This is a genomic window from Psychrobacter submarinus, assembly GCF_904846685.1.
Lineage (GTDB): Bacteria > Pseudomonadota > Gammaproteobacteria > Pseudomonadales > Moraxellaceae > Psychrobacter > Psychrobacter submarinus.
Genome location: NZ_CAJHBQ010000001.1, coordinates 351,351 through 368,650, shown reverse-complemented (window position 1 = coordinate 368,650; position 17,300 = coordinate 351,351). Strand labels below are relative to the sequence as shown.

General features: G+C 45.2%; 10 protein-coding genes. 4 read left to right on the top strand and 6 right to left on the bottom strand.

The window, feature by feature from the left end:
- Nucleotides 1-85: 85 nt before the first annotated feature.
- Nucleotides 86-1,207 carry a beta-N-acetylhexosaminidase gene (gene nagZ, locus JMY03_RS01685; RefSeq protein ID WP_201600438.1) on the bottom strand — a complete coding sequence of 374 codons (1,122 nt, stop codon included), beginning with the start codon at nucleotides 1,205-1,207 and terminating at the stop codon, nucleotides 86-88.
- Between the two features lie 555 nt (nucleotides 1,208-1,762).
- On the opposite strand from nagZ, the gene JMY03_RS01680 reads away from it, so the two are divergent.
- On the top strand, nucleotides 1,763-3,985 hold the full coding sequence (locus JMY03_RS01680) for a carboxy terminal-processing peptidase (RefSeq protein WP_201600435.1): 2,223 nt from the start codon (nucleotides 1,763-1,765) through the stop codon (nucleotides 3,983-3,985).
- A gap of 434 nt (nucleotides 3,986-4,419) precedes the next feature.
- Here the strand turns inward: JMY03_RS01680 and JMY03_RS01675 are convergent, their stop codons facing one another.
- On the bottom strand, nucleotides 4,420-4,905 hold the full coding sequence (locus JMY03_RS01675) for an FKBP-type peptidyl-prolyl cis-trans isomerase (protein ID WP_201600431.1): 486 nt from the start codon (nucleotides 4,903-4,905) through the stop codon (nucleotides 4,420-4,422).
- Between the two features lie 478 nt (nucleotides 4,906-5,383).
- Here JMY03_RS01675 and JMY03_RS01670 point away from each other — a divergent pair, with 478 nt between their 5' ends.
- Complete coding sequence (locus JMY03_RS01670) at nucleotides 5,384-7,339, top strand: M61 family metallopeptidase (RefSeq protein WP_201600428.1); 1,956 nt, start codon at nucleotides 5,384-5,386, stop codon at nucleotides 7,337-7,339.
- Nucleotides 7,340-7,683: 344 nt separating this feature from the next.
- Here JMY03_RS01670 and JMY03_RS01665 read toward each other — a convergent pair whose 3' ends face one another.
- The 4 genes from JMY03_RS01665 to JMY03_RS01650 all read right to left on the bottom strand — a co-directional run bounded on the left by JMY03_RS01665 (nucleotide 7,684) and on the right by JMY03_RS01650 (nucleotide 14,363).
- Entirely contained in the window at nucleotides 7,684-8,520 is an 837-nt protein-coding gene (locus JMY03_RS01665) for a DUF305 domain-containing protein (protein ID WP_201600425.1), read from the bottom strand.
- Nucleotides 8,521-8,714: 194 nt separating this feature from the next.
- A complete protein-coding gene (locus JMY03_RS01660) occupies nucleotides 8,715-9,341 on the bottom strand; it encodes a pseudouridine synthase (protein WP_201600422.1) in 627 nt (208 codons plus the stop codon).
- 153 nt (nucleotides 9,342-9,494) lie between these two features.
- Nucleotides 9,495-11,714 (bottom strand): NADP-dependent isocitrate dehydrogenase, encoded by a 2,220-nt coding sequence (locus JMY03_RS01655; RefSeq protein WP_201600419.1) that lies wholly within the window; start codon nucleotides 11,712-11,714, stop codon nucleotides 9,495-9,497.
- Between the two features lie 420 nt (nucleotides 11,715-12,134).
- The gene (locus JMY03_RS01650) at nucleotides 12,135-14,363 is read right to left on the bottom strand and encodes an NADP-dependent isocitrate dehydrogenase (protein WP_201600416.1); all 2,229 of its coding nucleotides are present in this window, start codon (nucleotides 14,361-14,363) and stop codon (nucleotides 12,135-12,137) included.
- A gap of 890 nt (nucleotides 14,364-15,253) precedes the next feature.
- On the opposite strand from JMY03_RS01650, the gene JMY03_RS01645 reads away from it, so the two are divergent.
- A complete protein-coding gene (locus JMY03_RS01645; protein WP_201600413.1) occupies nucleotides 15,254-16,567 on the top strand; it encodes a GNAT family N-acetyltransferase in 1,314 nt (437 codons plus the stop codon).
- A 127-nt stretch (nucleotides 16,568-16,694) separates the two neighbouring features.
- The gene (locus JMY03_RS01640; protein WP_201600410.1) at nucleotides 16,695-17,210 is read left to right on the top strand and encodes a chorismate--pyruvate lyase family protein; all 516 of its coding nucleotides are present in this window, start codon (nucleotides 16,695-16,697) and stop codon (nucleotides 17,208-17,210) included.
- The last annotated feature ends 90 nt before the right edge of the window (nucleotides 17,211-17,300 follow it).

The window sequence follows — 17,300 nt, the reverse complement described above, 5'->3', positions numbered from 1 at the left end:
GATAATAATAAAAGAACCGCCCCTTTAATTAGGAGCGGTTCTTTTTATGTAGAACGGACGGTCTATTAGGCACTCAGCCACAAGGTTATTTATAATCAGTAGGATCTTTTAGATCGCTTAGGTCATCGGAGTGGTCTAAAGTATGGCTATTTTGCACCTGATTACCATTTGAGTTTGCTGTCTGCATATTAAAAAAGGTCTGTATAACACGGTGCCGAGCTTGTTGCCAATGCTCAAACTGCTGACAAGTAGAAGTGAGGTCGCCGCGCCATTCCGGAATTTGGCCACGCATTGTTTTAATACGCTGCTGGTCAGGGTAGGGCAAGTCTTGGGCCGCTTCTGCCGCTTCGTGCGCGGCTACTCGGTCATTACAGACCAAAGCAATATCGCAGCCAGCATGGATCGCGGCGTGTACTCGGTCGCTGACATCACCTGCAGCCTGCGCGCCTGCCATCGATAAATCATCGGAGAATAACACGCCATCGAACTGCAGCTGATCGCGAATGATGTCTTTTAACCAAACTTTAGAAAACCCTGCAGGTTTATTATCCACCTGCGAGAAGATCACATGTGCTGGCATCAACGCATCGAGCCAAGGTAGCGTCTGGGCAAAAGGCTGCATATCATGACCCATAATCTCATCGAGCGCGCGCGTATCGATAGCTTCAGCAACATGTGAATCCGGCGCAACTCCGCCGTGACCTGGGAAGTGCTTACCAGTCGTTGCCATACCGGCTGCGCGCATCCCGCGCATAAACTGAGTCGCTAAAGCCGTGATCACTTGTGGGTCTTTATGAAAGCTGCGATCTCCAATAACCTCACTCACGCTATTGGTATCTAACACCGGGGCAAAGCTCAAATCGATACCGACGGCTAGCACTTCAGCAGCCATCAAGTAGCCACAATCATAGGCACAGCTGAGCGCTTCGCTAGGGTTTTGATCAAATAATTCGCCCAGCCTTCCCATTGCGGGCAGCGGTGTAAAGCCATCACGCAGCCGTGCGACTCGGCCACCTTCTTGATCAACACCGATTAAGATATCAGGATTATAATAGCGAATATCATCACATAGCTGCCGTACTTGCGCCGCATCGACGACATTACGAGCAAACAAAATAATCCCGCCTACCTGAGCTTGTTCAATCAAGCTGACATCATCAGCCGTTAAGGTGCTGCCGCCAACATCCGTCATTATTACGCCATACATGGTTTGCTCTCCAAATTTGCTCTACAAAATAGGGTTCATCGCTATATCAATCATCCTCAATTATTCTAAGCTCAGTCCTTTCAAGCTTATGCTGAATGTAGTGACTACGCCTTTAGGTTGAAGTGATATAGGCTACTTGATATATGAAGCTCTATAGATAAGTGTAAAAGTTAACTGTGAGACCATTATGCCAGTAATTACTCTACAGTTATAATTTAACCACTCAGTTATTGTCACTACAATGCTTATGAAGAAGCGTATAAATATAACAGAAAGTTTGCTCATACAGATTGAGACAGCGCAGGTCAATAAATCGTGATAATATTGATTGATTTTTAATAATAAACTGATGGTGGTGGTCGCTGGGCTGTCAGCTGCCAGTCATTGTAATAGGCGACTCGCTAGCATTGCTGTTCATAGATGGCTATCGAAAAAGTGCTATGCAAAATAGCCATAAAACACCATTATCATAAAGCATCGATACAAAATGGACTGCTCTTTATACTTTCACTATACAGCTCTTCAGATACTCTCTAAGACAACTAGGTAGATATAATGAAAAAACAACCCGCACAATGGTTATTAAGTATTGCTTCAATTGGCGTGGTCGGCGCTATCATGACGCAAAGCTACGGCACCGCAGTGGCAAACACGGATACAGGAAGCTTTGTACAAACCCCTGAGCAAAAAATTACCACTAGGCAAGTAGCCGCTTTGTTAGATCGTAGTCACTATCTGAATCAGCCGCTCGATACTCAGATGGGTAGCGATATCTTAGATATGTATATCGATAGCTTAGACCCAAACCATACGCTATTTTTGCAAGCGGATGTGGATGAGTTTAAGAAAAAATATGCCGATGACTTCGGTAACAGGCTCAAGCGCGGAGATCTATCTGCTGGTGTCGATGTCTTTGAGCGCTACCGCAAACGCTCCAATGAGTATTTTGAGATGGCAAAAAAAATGCTCAAAACAGATATCGATTTGACCAGTGATGAGACGATTATTCTCGACCGTGAAGAGCTGCCTCATTTCACAAGTAAAAAAGCGCAGCGCGATTACTGGGCGCGTCAGCTAAAGTTTCAGCTGATGAGTATTACTTTGGGTCAAGAGAGCGAAAAGGCCAAAGAAAAAGTCTTTTTGGATGATCCTGATATCACTTTGGGTCAAGATCTGGTTCGTGATGATCAGCGCACGCCAAATGAGATTTTACTCAATCGTTTATCCAGACAGCAAGGGCAGATGGAGCGTCTCAAAGATGATGAGATCATGGAGACGATCTTAAATACCGCGATGCTCACTTATGATCCGCATAGCAACTACTATGCGCCAATTCAAGCCAATGAGATGCAAATTCAATCGAGCCTGCAACTAGAAGGTATCGGTGTCTCTATTCGCCCTGATCGCAAAAACCCAAACTATACTCGTATTGTCACACTAGTCGATGGCGGTCCTGCTGCCAAGACAGGACAAATCAAGCCAAACGACTTGATTATCGCTATCGCTAAAGACGGCAAGACCATGACTGATGTGGTCGGTTGGTCCACTCGTGAGATTGTCAGCCTCATTCGCGGCAAGCGCGGTACACCAGTTACCATAAAGCTGCGTCAGCCAAACGCCCCTGATGCCAGCGCTCGCACGGTTACGGTAGTACGCGATATCATCGAACAAGAAGAGTCGGGCGTGAACCATCGCATCGTTGAGGTACCGCACGCAAGTGACGCAGAGGATGGCGATAGCACCTTAAAACGTATTGGTGTGCTAGAGATACCGAGCTTTTATTTAAACTATAGAGCGCGCCGCAATGGCGAGGACTACCGCAGCGTCAGCTTAGATACTGAAAATGCTATCAAGGAGCTTAATAAGCAAAACATCGACGGCTTAGTGATTGACTTACGTAATGATCCAGGCGGCTCTTTAGACGAAGTGGCCAAAATGCTTGGCTTATTTATCAAGAGTGGTCCTTTAGTCCAGATCAAGGATAACCGTGGTAATATTCAAGTCTATCGCGACGATGATGGTGGCAAGCAGCTCTATGATGGCAAGCTAGTCGTGATTACCAACTTAGCTTCCGCCTCAGCTAGTGAAATCTTTGCCGCAGCGATTCAAGATTACGGTCGCGGTTTGGTCGTGGGTAGCACAACGACTGGTAAGGGCTCAGCGCAGATTCAATTAGACAGTCTAGCGTTAGGGTCGGCAACTTTGACTCAGCGTAAGTTTTATCGCATTACCGGCGGTAGTACGCAGAATAAAGGCGTAGTGCCAGATGTGGAGCTTGTCAATATCTACGATGATGCCACCTTTGGTGAGCGCGCGCAAAAGAATGCGCTGCCATGGGATACTATCAAGACCGCTGCTTATAAACCTGAAGGCAAGTTTAGCACTGATATGCTCAAGACCTTAAATCAGCAGTCTAAAATTCGTCAAGAACAAAATCCGCAGTTTGTCTACTTATCTACGCTCAATGACATTCGAGATATGGATGACGAGAAAAAACCTATCGCCTTAGATATCAATAAGCGCCGCGCCAAAATGAAGCTGATCGAGCAGCGCTCTTTAGAGGCTGAGAATAGAAGACGAATCGCTACAGGCTCTAGCCCTTATGCCAACTGGAACACCTATCAAGCTGCGATGGATGCTAAGTTTGAAGAGCGTAGTAAAATGAAGGAGAGCGAGCGTCCAGAGCTGCCAGAAGACGAAGTGTATATCTTTGAAGCAGCGCGTCTCATGCTAGACGCTGAGCCTACTATGATTGCGAGTCCTGCGGAGGAGTTATAAGCTCATCTATAGTCTGTAAGCATATGCTTACATGCGTTGACGCTTAGACGTCTTACTTATCATCGTCTAATTTGCGATTATAGTGTCACTGCACAGTTTATTGATACTGTTTATTTACACTAGGGATTGGTGTTATAAGATAGATGGTTTATGAATTGCGTCAGGGATGGACTGCTGATCAAGGAAGATAGGGCTTTAAGCCGCTTTAAGCCTAAGTAGCGATATATCTCGGGATTAGATATGGCGTTATATTAACAAGGATGTTAAGTAATAAAGACCGTATAGTGTTTGTCACTATGCGGTCTTTTTACGTTTAAATAAAAAACCTTGAATAAGCTCTACAACGAAAAAGAGCCAGTAGCTATTAGACTACTGGCTCTTGCGCTTTATGACTGAGTGATAAAACAACTCAGCGATAAAAATCTGATAGCAGATTAGTGCTCAACGCCGCCTGCACCGTGGACATGGCCGTGGTTAAGCTCGTCTTCGGTCGCTGCGCGTACTTCTTGAATCTCAACATCAAAAGTCAAACGCTTACCCGCTAGAGGGTGGTTAGCATCAACAGTCACTTCTTGATCGTTGACATCAGTTACTGTCACTAGCATGACTTGGCCGCCAGCTTCTGACTGGAACTGCATACCAGGCTGGATATCATCAACGCCTTGGAAGTTCTCACGAGGTACCTTTTGTACTGCTTGCTCTTGGTATTCGCCGTAGCCATCAGCAGGCTCAACCACTGCATTGACTTTTTCGCCAGCAGATTTGCCTTCTAGTTGCTGCTCAAGGCCTGGAATGATGTTGCTGTGACCATGAAGATAAGCAAGAGGCTGGCCTTCTGGCGACTGATCAAGGATGTTACCTTCATCGTCTTTTAGCGTATAGTTGAATTTGACGGCGGTATCTTTTGCGATAGTAGTCATAAATTATCCTAAATTGAATATCATTATAAAATTAAATTTGGAGGTAATAAACCTAAAAAGGTCGATCAGCTAAAGAGCCATATCAATAATCAATTATCATCAGTTTATTAAGGTAACTGTTAAATAGAAACTGTTAATTTCACTATTAATTAGAGTAACTGTAGCAGTTAGCCTCTTTAATTGAGATGGTTTTGATAACTTTCAAGGTATAAAACACAAAAAAAGCGGATTTATCGTATATTCATGGGATTTATAGTCTGTACCACTCTTAATTTATACTATAGTCGAACCACTATTAAAGTGTTACAGCGTTAGACTCGTTTAGCCTACTACTGTAGTACTTGCACTCGTCTGCCTTGTACCACTTTTAATATTGATTGACTATATTGCTAGCGCCAGCATACGCTTTAGCCGTTGCGTTTTTGTGCAAGGACTTCTACCATAATGATAAATACTATCAAGATAATAAGCAGAGATAATGACCGTGACTACTTTTAATCCCTTCAAAAGCTTGGACAATAATAACACGACTGCAAGTGATCATACCGCTACCATTAGCTACAGTCTAGATTTTGCCCGTTTTAATGAGCACTTAGTCGATGTGACTCTTAACTTTACAGCGACTACGGATTGCCCTGAGCTGTGGCTGCCAGCATGGATTCCGGGTAGTTATTTGATGCGTGAGTTTGCGCGTAATATTACTGCGGTCCATTATGAGATAGTAGCAGCTGAACCAGCTAGCGCTTACCGCGCACAAAAAATAGATAAGCACAGCTGGCAGCTACCGAAGGCAATGACAGGGCAGGCGATAAAAGTACAATATGAAGTCTACTGCTATGACTTGTCCGTACGTACCGCTTATGTCGATCAGCAGCGCCTCTATGGTAATTTTACCTCGCTAGCGCTAGCTGTGACAGGGCAAGAGCACTCTTCTGTACAAGTGAATCTATTAGTACCCGCTACTTTTTTAGCAGATAAAAGTGAGGATGATGTCAAATTAGCTTGTGGTCTTAAAGCGAGCCATTTGCAGCCAGATCATCATCATGGCTACGGTCTGCAGGCAGATGACTATTATCAGCTGATTGATCATCCGTTTGAGATTGCGCTGCAGCAGTCCTTTGATTTTATTATTCAAGACGATGAGCATCAAACCTTGCCGCATAGCTTTTATCTCTCAGGCAGACATAATGCCAATATGGGGCGTTTGCAACATGATGTCACCCAGATTTGTCAGACTTATCTGGACTGGTTAGGGGACGCGCCCTTTAGTGATTATACCTTTATGACATATGCTAGCGGTCAAGATTATGGCGGCCTTGAGCATATTAATTCCACGAGCTTAATTACGCCGCGTAACGATCTGCCAAGTGGTGATGAGCCAGTATTGCCAAGCCCTGATTATCAGCGCTTTTTGGGACTATGTAGCCACGAGTATTTTCATGCGTGGTGGGTGAAGACCGTGCGCCCTGATGTGATGATGGAGGTGGATTTACGCCGTGAAGCTTTCACCCCGCTGCTTTGGGTGTTTGAGGGTTTTACCTCTTATATTGACGATTTTATGCTACAAGCTTCAGGCGTCATCGATAAGCCCAGTTATTTAAAACTATTGGCGGAGCAGATCAACCGCTACTATCAAACCGATGGCCGCGCCAATCAAAGCGTCGCCGAATCGAGCTTCGATGCTTGGATTAAGCTCTATCGTAGCGATGAAAATACCGGTAATGCAGGTATCAGCTACTATAATAAAGGCGCTTTAGTGGCGCTGTGTTTGGATCTAACGCTGCTACAAAGCACCAATGGCCGTTATCGCTTATTCGATGTGATTAAAGCCTTTTATGCGCGGGCTAAGCAAAACGACAAGCAGCGTATCGGTATCAGTAGCGCCGATATGGGAGCAGTGATTAGTGAGTTTATGCCAAAGGCGCAGTGGCAGGATTTTGAGCAGCGCTATATCAATGGAGTGGAAGAGCTGCCTATTGAGTCGCTGCTGCGTGCTAATGGTATCGGCTGGCATGAAAACGAGGTAGAAACGGCGGATAAAAACATCCCTTGGGGTATGCGCTGTAGCGAGACGGCTACGGGGCTAAAAGTGAATCGCGTGCAGCGCGGTAGCATAGCGGCAACGGCTGGTATCTCAGCCAATGATATCATCGTCGCTATTGACGGTATTAAGGCTACCCGTAAGCAATTAGCAGTATTTAGTCCTCTTAACCAACCGGTAAGCTGTCATTTGTTCCGCCGCGACGAGCTTATGACAATGACGGTACTGCCAAAACAAAGCGCCGATACTGCTACTACTGCTACTTCGAGTCAACAAACACAAGGTCAACAAGTGTTTCCGCATAAGATAAGCTTAACGCTAGTCAGTGCCGATAGTGCTGAACAAGAAGCTGACAAGACAGCTTCGGCTTGGCTGGATGTTTTATCGGACTAATCGTTTTTAAGCCTTAATAATGAGTAAGACTTTTACCATGAGTAAAAGTCTTATCGTCGATCTGGAGGTTTTTAGCGTTACGGTTTTAGTGTCGCTACGCTAGGGCGTGTCCCTATTTTAAAAATGGTGATAAAAATGAGATAAATTAAAGGCAAATAAGGAAAATAGCGCAGGTAATATCAAGATATTGGCCAGCTATTTGACACCGTTTGCCAAAGATTTAGCCATTTTTAGCCCATTTAGTCATAAACGCTTGAATTAGGGACACGCCCTAGTAACTCATAGTGTTATACATGAGTAGCTAACCGCTGCCTGCTTACCAGTGCTCTTGTTATCTTTACTTGTTATGCTTGCTCGTCGCGTTTAATAGTATCGCCATCTTCTTCTAGCTCTATACTTTCTTCTGCTTCTGCTTCTGCTTCTGGAGATGGTGCTGGAGCATTGTTGGCAAGCCAGTCTTCTAATATCTGTATAATACGCGGCTGATCTCTAGTGATCTGTACCGCCAGTCGGCGCATCTCTACATCAGTACCATATCTCAGCTCTACTTTGGCGAGCTGCAATACGGCTCGCTGATGAGCCAGCATCCCGCGGGCAAAAGCTAAATCGGCGACAACAGACTCGGTACCCATTCTGATATTGTAGTTCATAGAAGCCACGATATCTGCATAGTCGAGCTGCATAGCTTCAGTATTAGGCTTAGGATTAGGAATATCAGGATGGCTGGCTAGCCACTTATTGCTGATGTCGATCCTTTGCTGCTGAGAGTCGATAATCTCTTGAGCCAGTAGCAAAAGCGCGTTGTCTGTTCCATATTTGAGCTGTAGCTGCGCCATATTGACAGCGCCGCGATGCAAAGCGAGTATGCTTTTGGCAAACGCGGTATCTGGATCGTTATAAACCATACCAATGTTGACCTCATTATTCATTCTAGTCAGCGCTTTGGTATAATCTTCCATCATCGGCGCACTATCGATTACACTCTCATCTGTTTCATCTGCGACTACTGCTTCGTCCGTCTCTGCTTGCGCTGCTGTGTCTTGCGTGACGACAGAGGTGTCAGGAGTATCTGTGGTCTCTGTTGGCATATCGCTAGGATCAGAGGCCGGCTGACAAGCGCTTAGGGCAAGCCCTACCACAACGCTAATGAGAGAAGCGCTAAAACGCGATGACAGTATCATAGTAGTCCTTAACATAAGCCGGCGGGAACAAACGTAACCACAAAAATGGTAGTTAAATACTAGCAGATTTAGCAGATAAATCTAGAGCGTTTGAGAGAGCTATTTAATATTATTAAATAGCTTATAGTAGCTTGAGCGATAATGGCTAGTAGCTTAGGCGATAATGGCAATGTACTCAACCAGATCACGGTCTGCTAGTCAGTAATCCCTAACTGCTGACAGCGCTCAGCATTGAGATAAATCCGTACAAACTCGCCGCTCGCAAGCGTCCCTAAGTCAAAACCGGCAACCGACCAGCGGATCAGGCGTAAGCAAGGTAAGCCCACGTGCGCGGTCATTCGCCTGACTTGTCGATTTTTGCCTTCATAAATTGTCAGCATCAGCCAAGAAGTCGGCACGTTTTTACGCTCGCGTATCGGCGGATCGCGTTGCCAAAGCTCAATAGGCAGCTCGTCTTCTGCGACTATTTTTGCTGTTGCAGGCAACGTCATGCCGTCTTTTAGCAAGACGCCGTTCGATAACTCATCAAGCTGCTCTTGGCTTGCAGCCCCTTCAACTTGCACCAGATAGGTTTTACTTTGCTTGTATTTATTCTGATGAAACGTTTTTTGACTAGGTGGCTGGGTAATGGCTTTATTAACACGGCCATCACGAGTCAAAATAAGTAAGCCCTCTGAAGTGGCATCTAAGCGGCCGGCGACGCGTAATGACTTATCGGTGAAATACTGCGATAGAGTGATATGATTATTATTACTGTCATCACGAAACTGACTTTGAACGCCATAAGGTTTATTAAAGAGCACTAAGCTTGAGTTGGCCATGAGAAGAGCGTTCCTAATTAAAGATCAGAGATAGTCATACTATCAATCTTTGCCATAAAAAACACCTCAACAGTATTATACCATTGAGGTGCGGCTATCATTTGAGCGTTCTATATTGCTCAACTAGCGTTATAGCGACTTGTTAATCACTATTTATAATGAAGCAATAGCTTCGTTAAATATTTTACTCGGACGCATGGCTGCTTCAGCTAGTTTTTCATCAGCTAAGTAATAGCCTTTGATATCTACAGGCTTGCCTTGCGCTTCATTCATCTCTTCAACAATCGCTTGCTCATTATTTTCAAGCTGCTCAGCTAGAGGTGCAAACTGAGCTTTGAGCTCGGCATCTTGATCTTGCGCTGCAAGCTCCTCAGCCCAGTACTTAGCTAAGTAGAAGTGGCTACCACGGTTATCAAGCTCACCAGTTTTGCGTGATGGCGATTTGTCGTTGATTAGTAGCTTCTCAGTGGCTTTATCTAGTGAGTCTGCAAGGACTTGAGCCTTAGCATTATCATCGCTCTTGGCTAAATGCTCCAAGGATTCGGTCAAGGCCAAGAACTCGCCTAAAGAGTCCCAGCGTAGATGGTTTTCTTCAACCAGCTGCTGCACGTGCTTAGGAGCAGAACCCCCTGCGCCGGTCTCAAACAAGCCGCCGCCTTTCATGAGTGGTACGACTGAGAGCATCTTAGCACTCGTTCCAAGCTCAAGAATAGGGAACAAGTCAGTCAGATAATCGCGTAGGATATTACCAGTGGCTGAGATGGTATCAAGGCCGCGAGCGACGCGCTCTAAGGTATAACGCATGGCGCGGACCTGCGACATGATCTCAATATGTAGACCATCGGTGTCATGGTCTTTTAGGTACATATTGACCTTTTTGATCAGCTCGTTTTCGTGCGGGCGGTATGGGTCTAACCAGAAGACAACCGGTGTATTTGATTCACGTGCGCGGCGCACGGCAAGCTTAACCCAGTCTTGGATTGGCTCATCCTTGGTCTGACACATACGCCAAATATCACCCTTCTCAACATACTGCTCCATGAGCACTTCATCAGTTTCTTCGTCAACAATACGAGCGGTACCTGAATCGGCGGCTTCAAAAGTTTTGTCGTGCGAGCCGTACTCTTCTGCTTTTTGCGCCATAAGACCGACGTTAGGAACGGTGCCCATCGTGGTCGGATCAAAGTTGCCATGCCACTTACAGAAATTGATCATTTCTTGGTAGATACGCGCAAAAGTAGATTCAGGCATCACGGCTTTACAATCATACATTTTGCCATCCGCGCCCCACATCTTACCGCCTGAGCGGATCATCGCTGGCATAGATGCGTCAACAATCACATCGCTAGGTGAGTGAAAGTTAGTGATACCTTTATTAGAGTCGACCATCGCCAGACGAGGACGATGCACTTGGCAGGCATGTAAATCGCGCTCAATCTCTTCTTGTAGAGAGGTTGGCAGCTCTTTGATTTTTTCGTAAAGTGATGCCATACCGTTATTGACATTGATGCCTAACTCATCGAAAAGCGCGCCGTGTTTTTGAAAAGCGTCTTTATAATACGTTCTGACCGCATGACCGAAGACGATTGGATGCGAGACTTTCATCATTGTTGCTTTGACGTGTAACGAAAATAAGATACCAGCTTCGCGGCAGTCTTCCATTTCACGCTCATAAAACTCAAGCAAAGACTTTTTACTCATAAACATAAGGTCAATGACTTCTTTATCTTGCAAAGCGAGACCTTTTTTGAAGACATGAACCGTACCATCGTCAGTAACACGCTCCATACGTACAGTGCGCGCTTTGTCTAAAGTCATCGATTGCTCACCGGCGTAGAAATCACCATCATGCATGTGTGAGACGTGCGTCTGTGACCACTGCTTCCATTCGCCCATCGAGTGCGGGTGTTTACGCGCGTAGTTTTTGACCGCCTTTGGCGCGCGGCGATCGGAGTTACCTTCACGCAGTACAGGGTTGACTGAGCTACCTAAAGCTTTGCCATAGCGGCGGCGAATCTCTTCTTCTTCCTCTGTCTCTGCCTCATCTGGAAAATCAGGTAACGCGTAGCCTTTACCTTGTAGCTCTTTGATAGCGGCTTTGAGCTGACCAACAGAGGCACTGATATTTGGTAGTTTAATGATATTAGCATTTGGATCTTGCGTGAGACGGCCTAGCTCCGCAAGATTATCAGGAACACGCTGCTCCTCTTCAAGATAGTCAGGAAACTCAGCTAAGATACGCGCAGCAACAGAGATGTCACTCATCTCTACTTCGATGCCTGCGGTTTTGGTAAAGGCTTCAACGATAGGCAAAAATGATAGGGTGGCTAGCGCTGGGGCTTCATCGGTTTTTGTATATATAATTTTTGACATTGTAATCTCTTATTCCTTTTGGTTGTCATTAAGCGTTTGATTCTTATAAAAATAAAAGGTGTTTGCAAATTGAAATAAAGACAGCTGCAAACGGGTAGCGCGGTAAGTGGTTCATTTATCAAAGTGATAATACGGATAAGCTAACAATCGAAAGCAATACTCAAAAATAGTCATAAATAGCCAGTTTCAATCGATTGAACCTTCTAAATGATTATAAATAGTCTCATTTTGAATAGCTTAAGGCTAATTTTAACATTAGCCTGCAAAGAACAACAGCGACACGACTATTTTTTACCATAACGAGACTAAAATAAAACGTCTTAAGCTCATATCAGAAACTATCCATGACAATAGTTTAAATGATGAGCATCAAGGACTAGGGCTAAGCTTAATCGTTATCAGCTTAACCCTATTTTAGCCTTATTGTATCGAAGCGATAGTAGCGATAGTGTCGTTTAGCAGTTTACTTGGGCGCATGACACTCTCGGCCCGCTCTTTATCTAGTAGATAGTAACCACCGATATCAACAGCGTGTCCTTGCACCTCATTGAGCTCTTTGACGATGGCATCTTCATTCTCAGCAAGAGCTTTGGCGAGGGGTGTAAAGGTCTGTTTTAACTCGCTATTGTCATCTTGCGCGGCGAGCTCTTGCGCCCAGTACAGAGCCAAATAGAAGTGGCTACCACGGTTGTCAAGCTCACCAACTTTGCGTGAGGGCGACTTATTATTCATCAGTAGCTTCTCTGTTGCGTCATCTAGGGCATCGGATAACACCTGCGCCTTATCATTGTCCTCATGAATCGCTAAGTGCTCTAATGATTCCGCCAACGCTAAAAACTCGCCTAATGAATCCCAGCGCAGATGGTTCTCTTCAACCAACTGCTGTACATGCTTGGGCGCTGAACCGCCAGCTCCGGTCTCAAACAGACCGCCGCCATTCATCAGCGGTACAATAGAGAGCATTTTTGCACTGGTGCCTAGCTCCAAAATCGGGAATAGATCGGTAAGATAATCACGCAGCACGTTACCGGTAACTGAGATAGTATCTTTACCTGCTTTTAGGCGCTCTAAGGTAAAGCGCGTGGCTTCGCGTACCGGCATGATACGAATATCTAAGCCCTCAGTATCGTGGTCTTTTAGGTAGCGCTCTACTTTTTTGATAAGAGCAGCATGATGCGGGCGTTTTTTATCTAACCAGAATATCGTAGGAACGTTGCTAGCACGGGCGCGCGTAACGGCGAGCTTCACCCAGTCCTGAATCGGTGCGTCTTTAACCTGATTCATCCGCCAGATATCATCTGTTTCGACTTGATGCTCAGTGAGTACGTTGCCAGCAGCATCTAATACTTGCACACTACCTGCAGATGGAATCAAAAAGGTCTTGTCATGTGAGCCATATTCTTCCGCCTTTTGCGCCATTAACCCGACATTTGGCACTGAGCCCATCGTTGCTGGATCAAAAGCGCCGTGCTCTTTGCAGAACTTGATGGTCTCATCATAGACACAAGCGTAGCTACTATCAGGAATGACGGCTTTGGTATCGTGCAGCTCATGATCAGCGCCCCACATTTTGCCTGAATTGCGAATCATCGCCGCCATGGAAGCATCGACAATGACATCGCTAGGCACATGTAAGTTGGTGATGCCTTTTTCTGAATTCACCATCGCCAGACCAGGGTTGCGCTTATAAATATTGGCAATATCCGCTTCGATAGCTTGACGCTTATCATCCGGTAGCTCTTGTATTTTGGTAAGCAGGTTACTAAAGCCATTATTGACATTGACGTCTAGCGCTTTGAACGTATCGCCATACTTGTCAAATAGATCTTTAAAGTAAACTCTTACTGCTTCACCGAAGATTATAGGGTCGGAGACCTTCATCATGGTGGCTTTTAGATGCAAAGAGAACAGTACCTCTTTGGCTTTTGCGTCCTTAACTTGCTCGTCCAAAAACGCCACTAAAGCATCATGTCTTAACACTGCTGCATCAATCACCTCGCCTGCGAGTAGCGGCGCTGGCGCTTTTAGCTCAGTGACCTCTCCCTTGTTGCTTGTGAATTCAATGCGATAGTCTGTGGCTTGCTCGACCGTCACCGAGGTCTCGGTATCAGCAAAGTCGCCATAATCCATAGTAGCCACGTGCGACTTAGAGTCTTGGCTCCATGCGCCCATAGAGTGCGGATGACGTCGAGCATAAGCTTTGACGGCTTTTGGCGCGCGGCGATCGGAGTTGCCTTCGCGCAAAATCGGGTTGACCGCACTGCCTTTTACCTTGTCATAACGAATACGCACGTCTTTTTCTTCGTCCGTTTCTGGATGATCGGGATAATCAGGCAAGGCATAACCTTTGTCTTGTAGCTCTTTGATTGCAGCCTTGAGCTGCGGGATAGAAGCGCTGATATTAGGCAGCTTGATGACATTAGCGCCGGGCGTTTTGACCAGTTCACGCAGCTCTTGAAAGGCGCTAGGAATGCGCTGCTCTGCGGTCAAAAAGTCGGGAAACAAGGCGATGATGCGTCCGGCCAACGAGATGTCAGCAGTTTCTATGTCGATGCCTGCGGTACTAGCAAAAGCTTTGACAATAGGTAAAAAGGAGAGGGTGGCCAGTGCTGGGGCTTCATCCGTTTTTGTATAAATTAGTTTTGACATTATAGTAGTTATTCCTTTACGTGATTATTTATAATAAGTATTAAGTTTGGCTATGTTATCGCTGATAATAGTAGATCCCTTTGAATTGCATTTAGTCTTAAGTTAACAGGGGCTACGTCTGTAAATATATGATTTTTGCGTGACGATTTGGCGGAGGATTTTTCGATTATCATCTTTGATACCTATTTCTATACCTGCCTTGATACTTTTCTTTATACTTACTTTTATATTTAAATAGACAAGCGTCCCTAAATAGACAAGCCGCCCAAAACCAGTGTTAGTCAGTAATAAACCATGCATTACATTTACGAAGTATAAATTCAAGACAATGTCAATGTAACAAAATGAACTAGGGATAGTATGATTGCTAATATCTCATATCTCAGAATTATATTAAACTATTAAAAGCCTTATTCTAACAGTCATCCATACTAAAAACATCCTTTTGCCAGCTTAAACATCAGCTGTTTTTGCAGTTTTCAACGAATAACATAGTGCACTCACTGCCAAAGATACATAGAGAATAGCTAGGGCGTGTTGCACATTCGACCATGGCACTGACAGCGACTATTTTTTAGGCGATTCGATGTTAAAAATAATAAGTTTAGTCATTCTAAGCGCTTATTTTTAACGATGAAGCGGCAAAAAAGAGTCCTGTCCCCTGCTTTTATCGTTGGGTCTGATGCTAAAATTGCCCCATACTGCGTTACAAATCTCGCTAAGGCATCTGCATTATCGTCGCTTTGTGCCTTGTCTGGAACAATTTTAGCGATCAGCAGTGCCTATTTGCGAATGTTCAACACGCCCTAGTAATATTTTGCAAATTGTAACCGCATTTTTAGCAAAGTTTGGTAGGCTAATGGTGACTTTATACAAACAAAGTAGGTGTCATGAATTTAGAGTATGCGTTAGTAGGCGATATGAGTTGGCAGACCCAAGCGGATTGGCAAACGCCCGACACGCCATTTATGTCTTTTGCCTTTTGGCAGGCGCTCAGTGATACCGGCGCTATCGGTGAAAAAGCCGGCTGGCTACCGATCTATATCGTGGTTTATGATGGTGATAAGCATCGTCCTGTTGCGGTGATGCCGGTCTTTGTCAAAGGCCATCATCAAGGCGAGTTTGTGTTTGATTACTCTTGGGCGCAGGCTTACGCGCATTACGGTTTGGATTATTATCCGCGTCTAGTGACGAGCGTGCCTTATACGCCTATTACTGGTCAACGTCTGTGGCTCGCGGCAAACCAAGGTTTAACACCTGAGATAATACAAACTGCTATCAAAGGGGTAGATGATGTTGCGCAGCAAGTCGGGGCGTCTAGCTGGCATTGCTTATTTGCTGAGTCTCAGCTTGCAACTATAACGGCTTCATCAAGCCAAGAGATTGCAGCAGCTATTGATGAGAGCCGGATAGCCTTAGCTGGCGCAGATGACAGACAAGAGCAGCCACCAGAATCAACACAAAAAAATCAGCCATCTTTGCCTGTTTTTGAGCGTCAAGGCTGTCAGTTTTTATGGCAAAATCAAAACTTGCTTGCCGATGCTCAGCCTTTCACTGACTTTGATGATTTCTTAGCGACGCTAAGAGCGAAAAAGCGCAAAACTATCCGCGCTGAGCGCCGTAAAGTCACTGAGCAAAATATCGTCTGTGCACGCAAATGCGGTAGCGATATTACTGATAGTGACTGGAAGGCGTTTTATCATTGCTATGTAATGACTTATGCGGTGCGCGGTCAGCAGCCTTATCTGACATTAGACTTTTTTATGGCGCTCGCGCAGAGTATGCCTGAGCACTTGATGCTGGCGCTTGCATACGACAGCGACAACGAGATTATCGCTAGTAGTTTGTTTCTCTATGACAGTCCTAATAGCGAGCATTCAACGCTGTATGGGCGCTATTGGGGCGCGCTTGCCGATTATAACAGCTTACATTTTGAGCTGTGCTACTATCAAGGCATAGAGTTTGCTATTGAACAAGGTTTGCAGTATTTTGACCCAGGTACGCAAGGCGAGCACAAGCTAGTGCGCGGCTTTATTCCGACCACGACTCACTCCTTACACCGCATTTATGACGAGCGTTTTATTCCGGCGATTAGTAATTTTTGTATGGAAGATAGGCAGCGCATGGCGCAGTATCGTCAGCAAGCGCATCAGGCTCTGCCGTTCAATGCTGATAATATGCCAGTCTTTGATAGTGAGCAATAACTGCCATCCCTTAAACTAGCCTCTATACTTTTTGCCTTTGTATCTTAGTACTGAATACTTGACTATTGAATACTAAGGTACCGAGTGCTGTTTTTTATATCCGTCATAACTGATAATTTTGTTAACTATGCCCAGTCACTCTTTTAACGCTCATACTTCTTCTACTATATCACCGCCGGTAGCGCTATCTTCTTGGCTTAATGTCGAAGGCTCACTGACTGCAATGCTTGAGGCAAAGTCAGGTCAACCGCTGCGAGTAGAGCGCTGTTTTGAAGGCTATCGGCGACTGAGCTTGGCGCAAAAAAAGCAGCTCGGCATATCAGTAAAGCAGTACAACAGACCGATACTGGCTTGGGTACGCGAAGTAGAACTATATGGCGATAGTGACCAGCCTTGGGTATGGGCGCAAAGTATTTTTCCGCTACCGAGTCTGCAAGGCTCAGCCAAGCGCTTGCAACAGCTAAAAGGTACGCCCATCGGTTATGTGCTCTTTAAGCGTCGCCAAACGCTACCCAATCAGCGCTTTATTACGCATACTGAACACGGCTGGCAGCGCCAAACCCGCTATAATTGGTACGGTAGAAAGTTATTAATTAGTGAGACCTTTTTGCCAGAGTTTTTATCTGGTCTTGATGAGTGCTAGGCGCTGAGTAAACCTCAGCGGTATGGATTTAATAACTGAGAAGATTGAGACTCCATAATGCCTATCAGTTACCTAAATAAGTGACTCATC

Excerpts from the sequence above, each read along its gene's own strand:
- nagZ (WP_201600438.1), bottom strand. The coding sequence starts at position 1,207 with ATGTATGGCGTAATAATGACGGATGTTGGCGGCAGCACCTTAACGGCT.
- JMY03_RS01680 (WP_201600435.1), top strand. The coding sequence starts at position 1,763 with ATGAAAAAACAACCCGCACAATGGTTATTAAGTATTGCTTCAATTGGC.
- JMY03_RS01675 (WP_201600431.1), bottom strand. The coding sequence starts at position 4,905 with ATGACTACTATCGCAAAAGATACCGCCGTCAAATTCAACTATACGCTA.
- JMY03_RS01670 (WP_201600428.1), top strand. The coding sequence starts at position 5,384 with ATGACCGTGACTACTTTTAATCCCTTCAAAAGCTTGGACAATAATAAC.
- JMY03_RS01665 (WP_201600425.1), bottom strand. The coding sequence starts at position 8,520 with ATGATACTGTCATCGCGTTTTAGCGCTTCTCTCATTAGCGTTGTGGTA.
- JMY03_RS01660 (WP_201600422.1), bottom strand. The coding sequence starts at position 9,341 with ATGGCCAACTCAAGCTTAGTGCTCTTTAATAAACCTTATGGCGTTCAA.
- JMY03_RS01655 (WP_201600419.1), bottom strand. The coding sequence starts at position 11,714 with ATGTCAAAAATTATATATACAAAAACCGATGAAGCCCCAGCGCTAGCC.
- JMY03_RS01650 (WP_201600416.1), bottom strand. The coding sequence starts at position 14,363 with ATGTCAAAACTAATTTATACAAAAACGGATGAAGCCCCAGCACTGGCC.
- JMY03_RS01645 (WP_201600413.1), top strand. The coding sequence starts at position 15,254 with ATGAATTTAGAGTATGCGTTAGTAGGCGATATGAGTTGGCAGACCCAA.
- JMY03_RS01640 (WP_201600410.1), top strand. The coding sequence starts at position 16,695 with ATGCCCAGTCACTCTTTTAACGCTCATACTTCTTCTACTATATCACCG.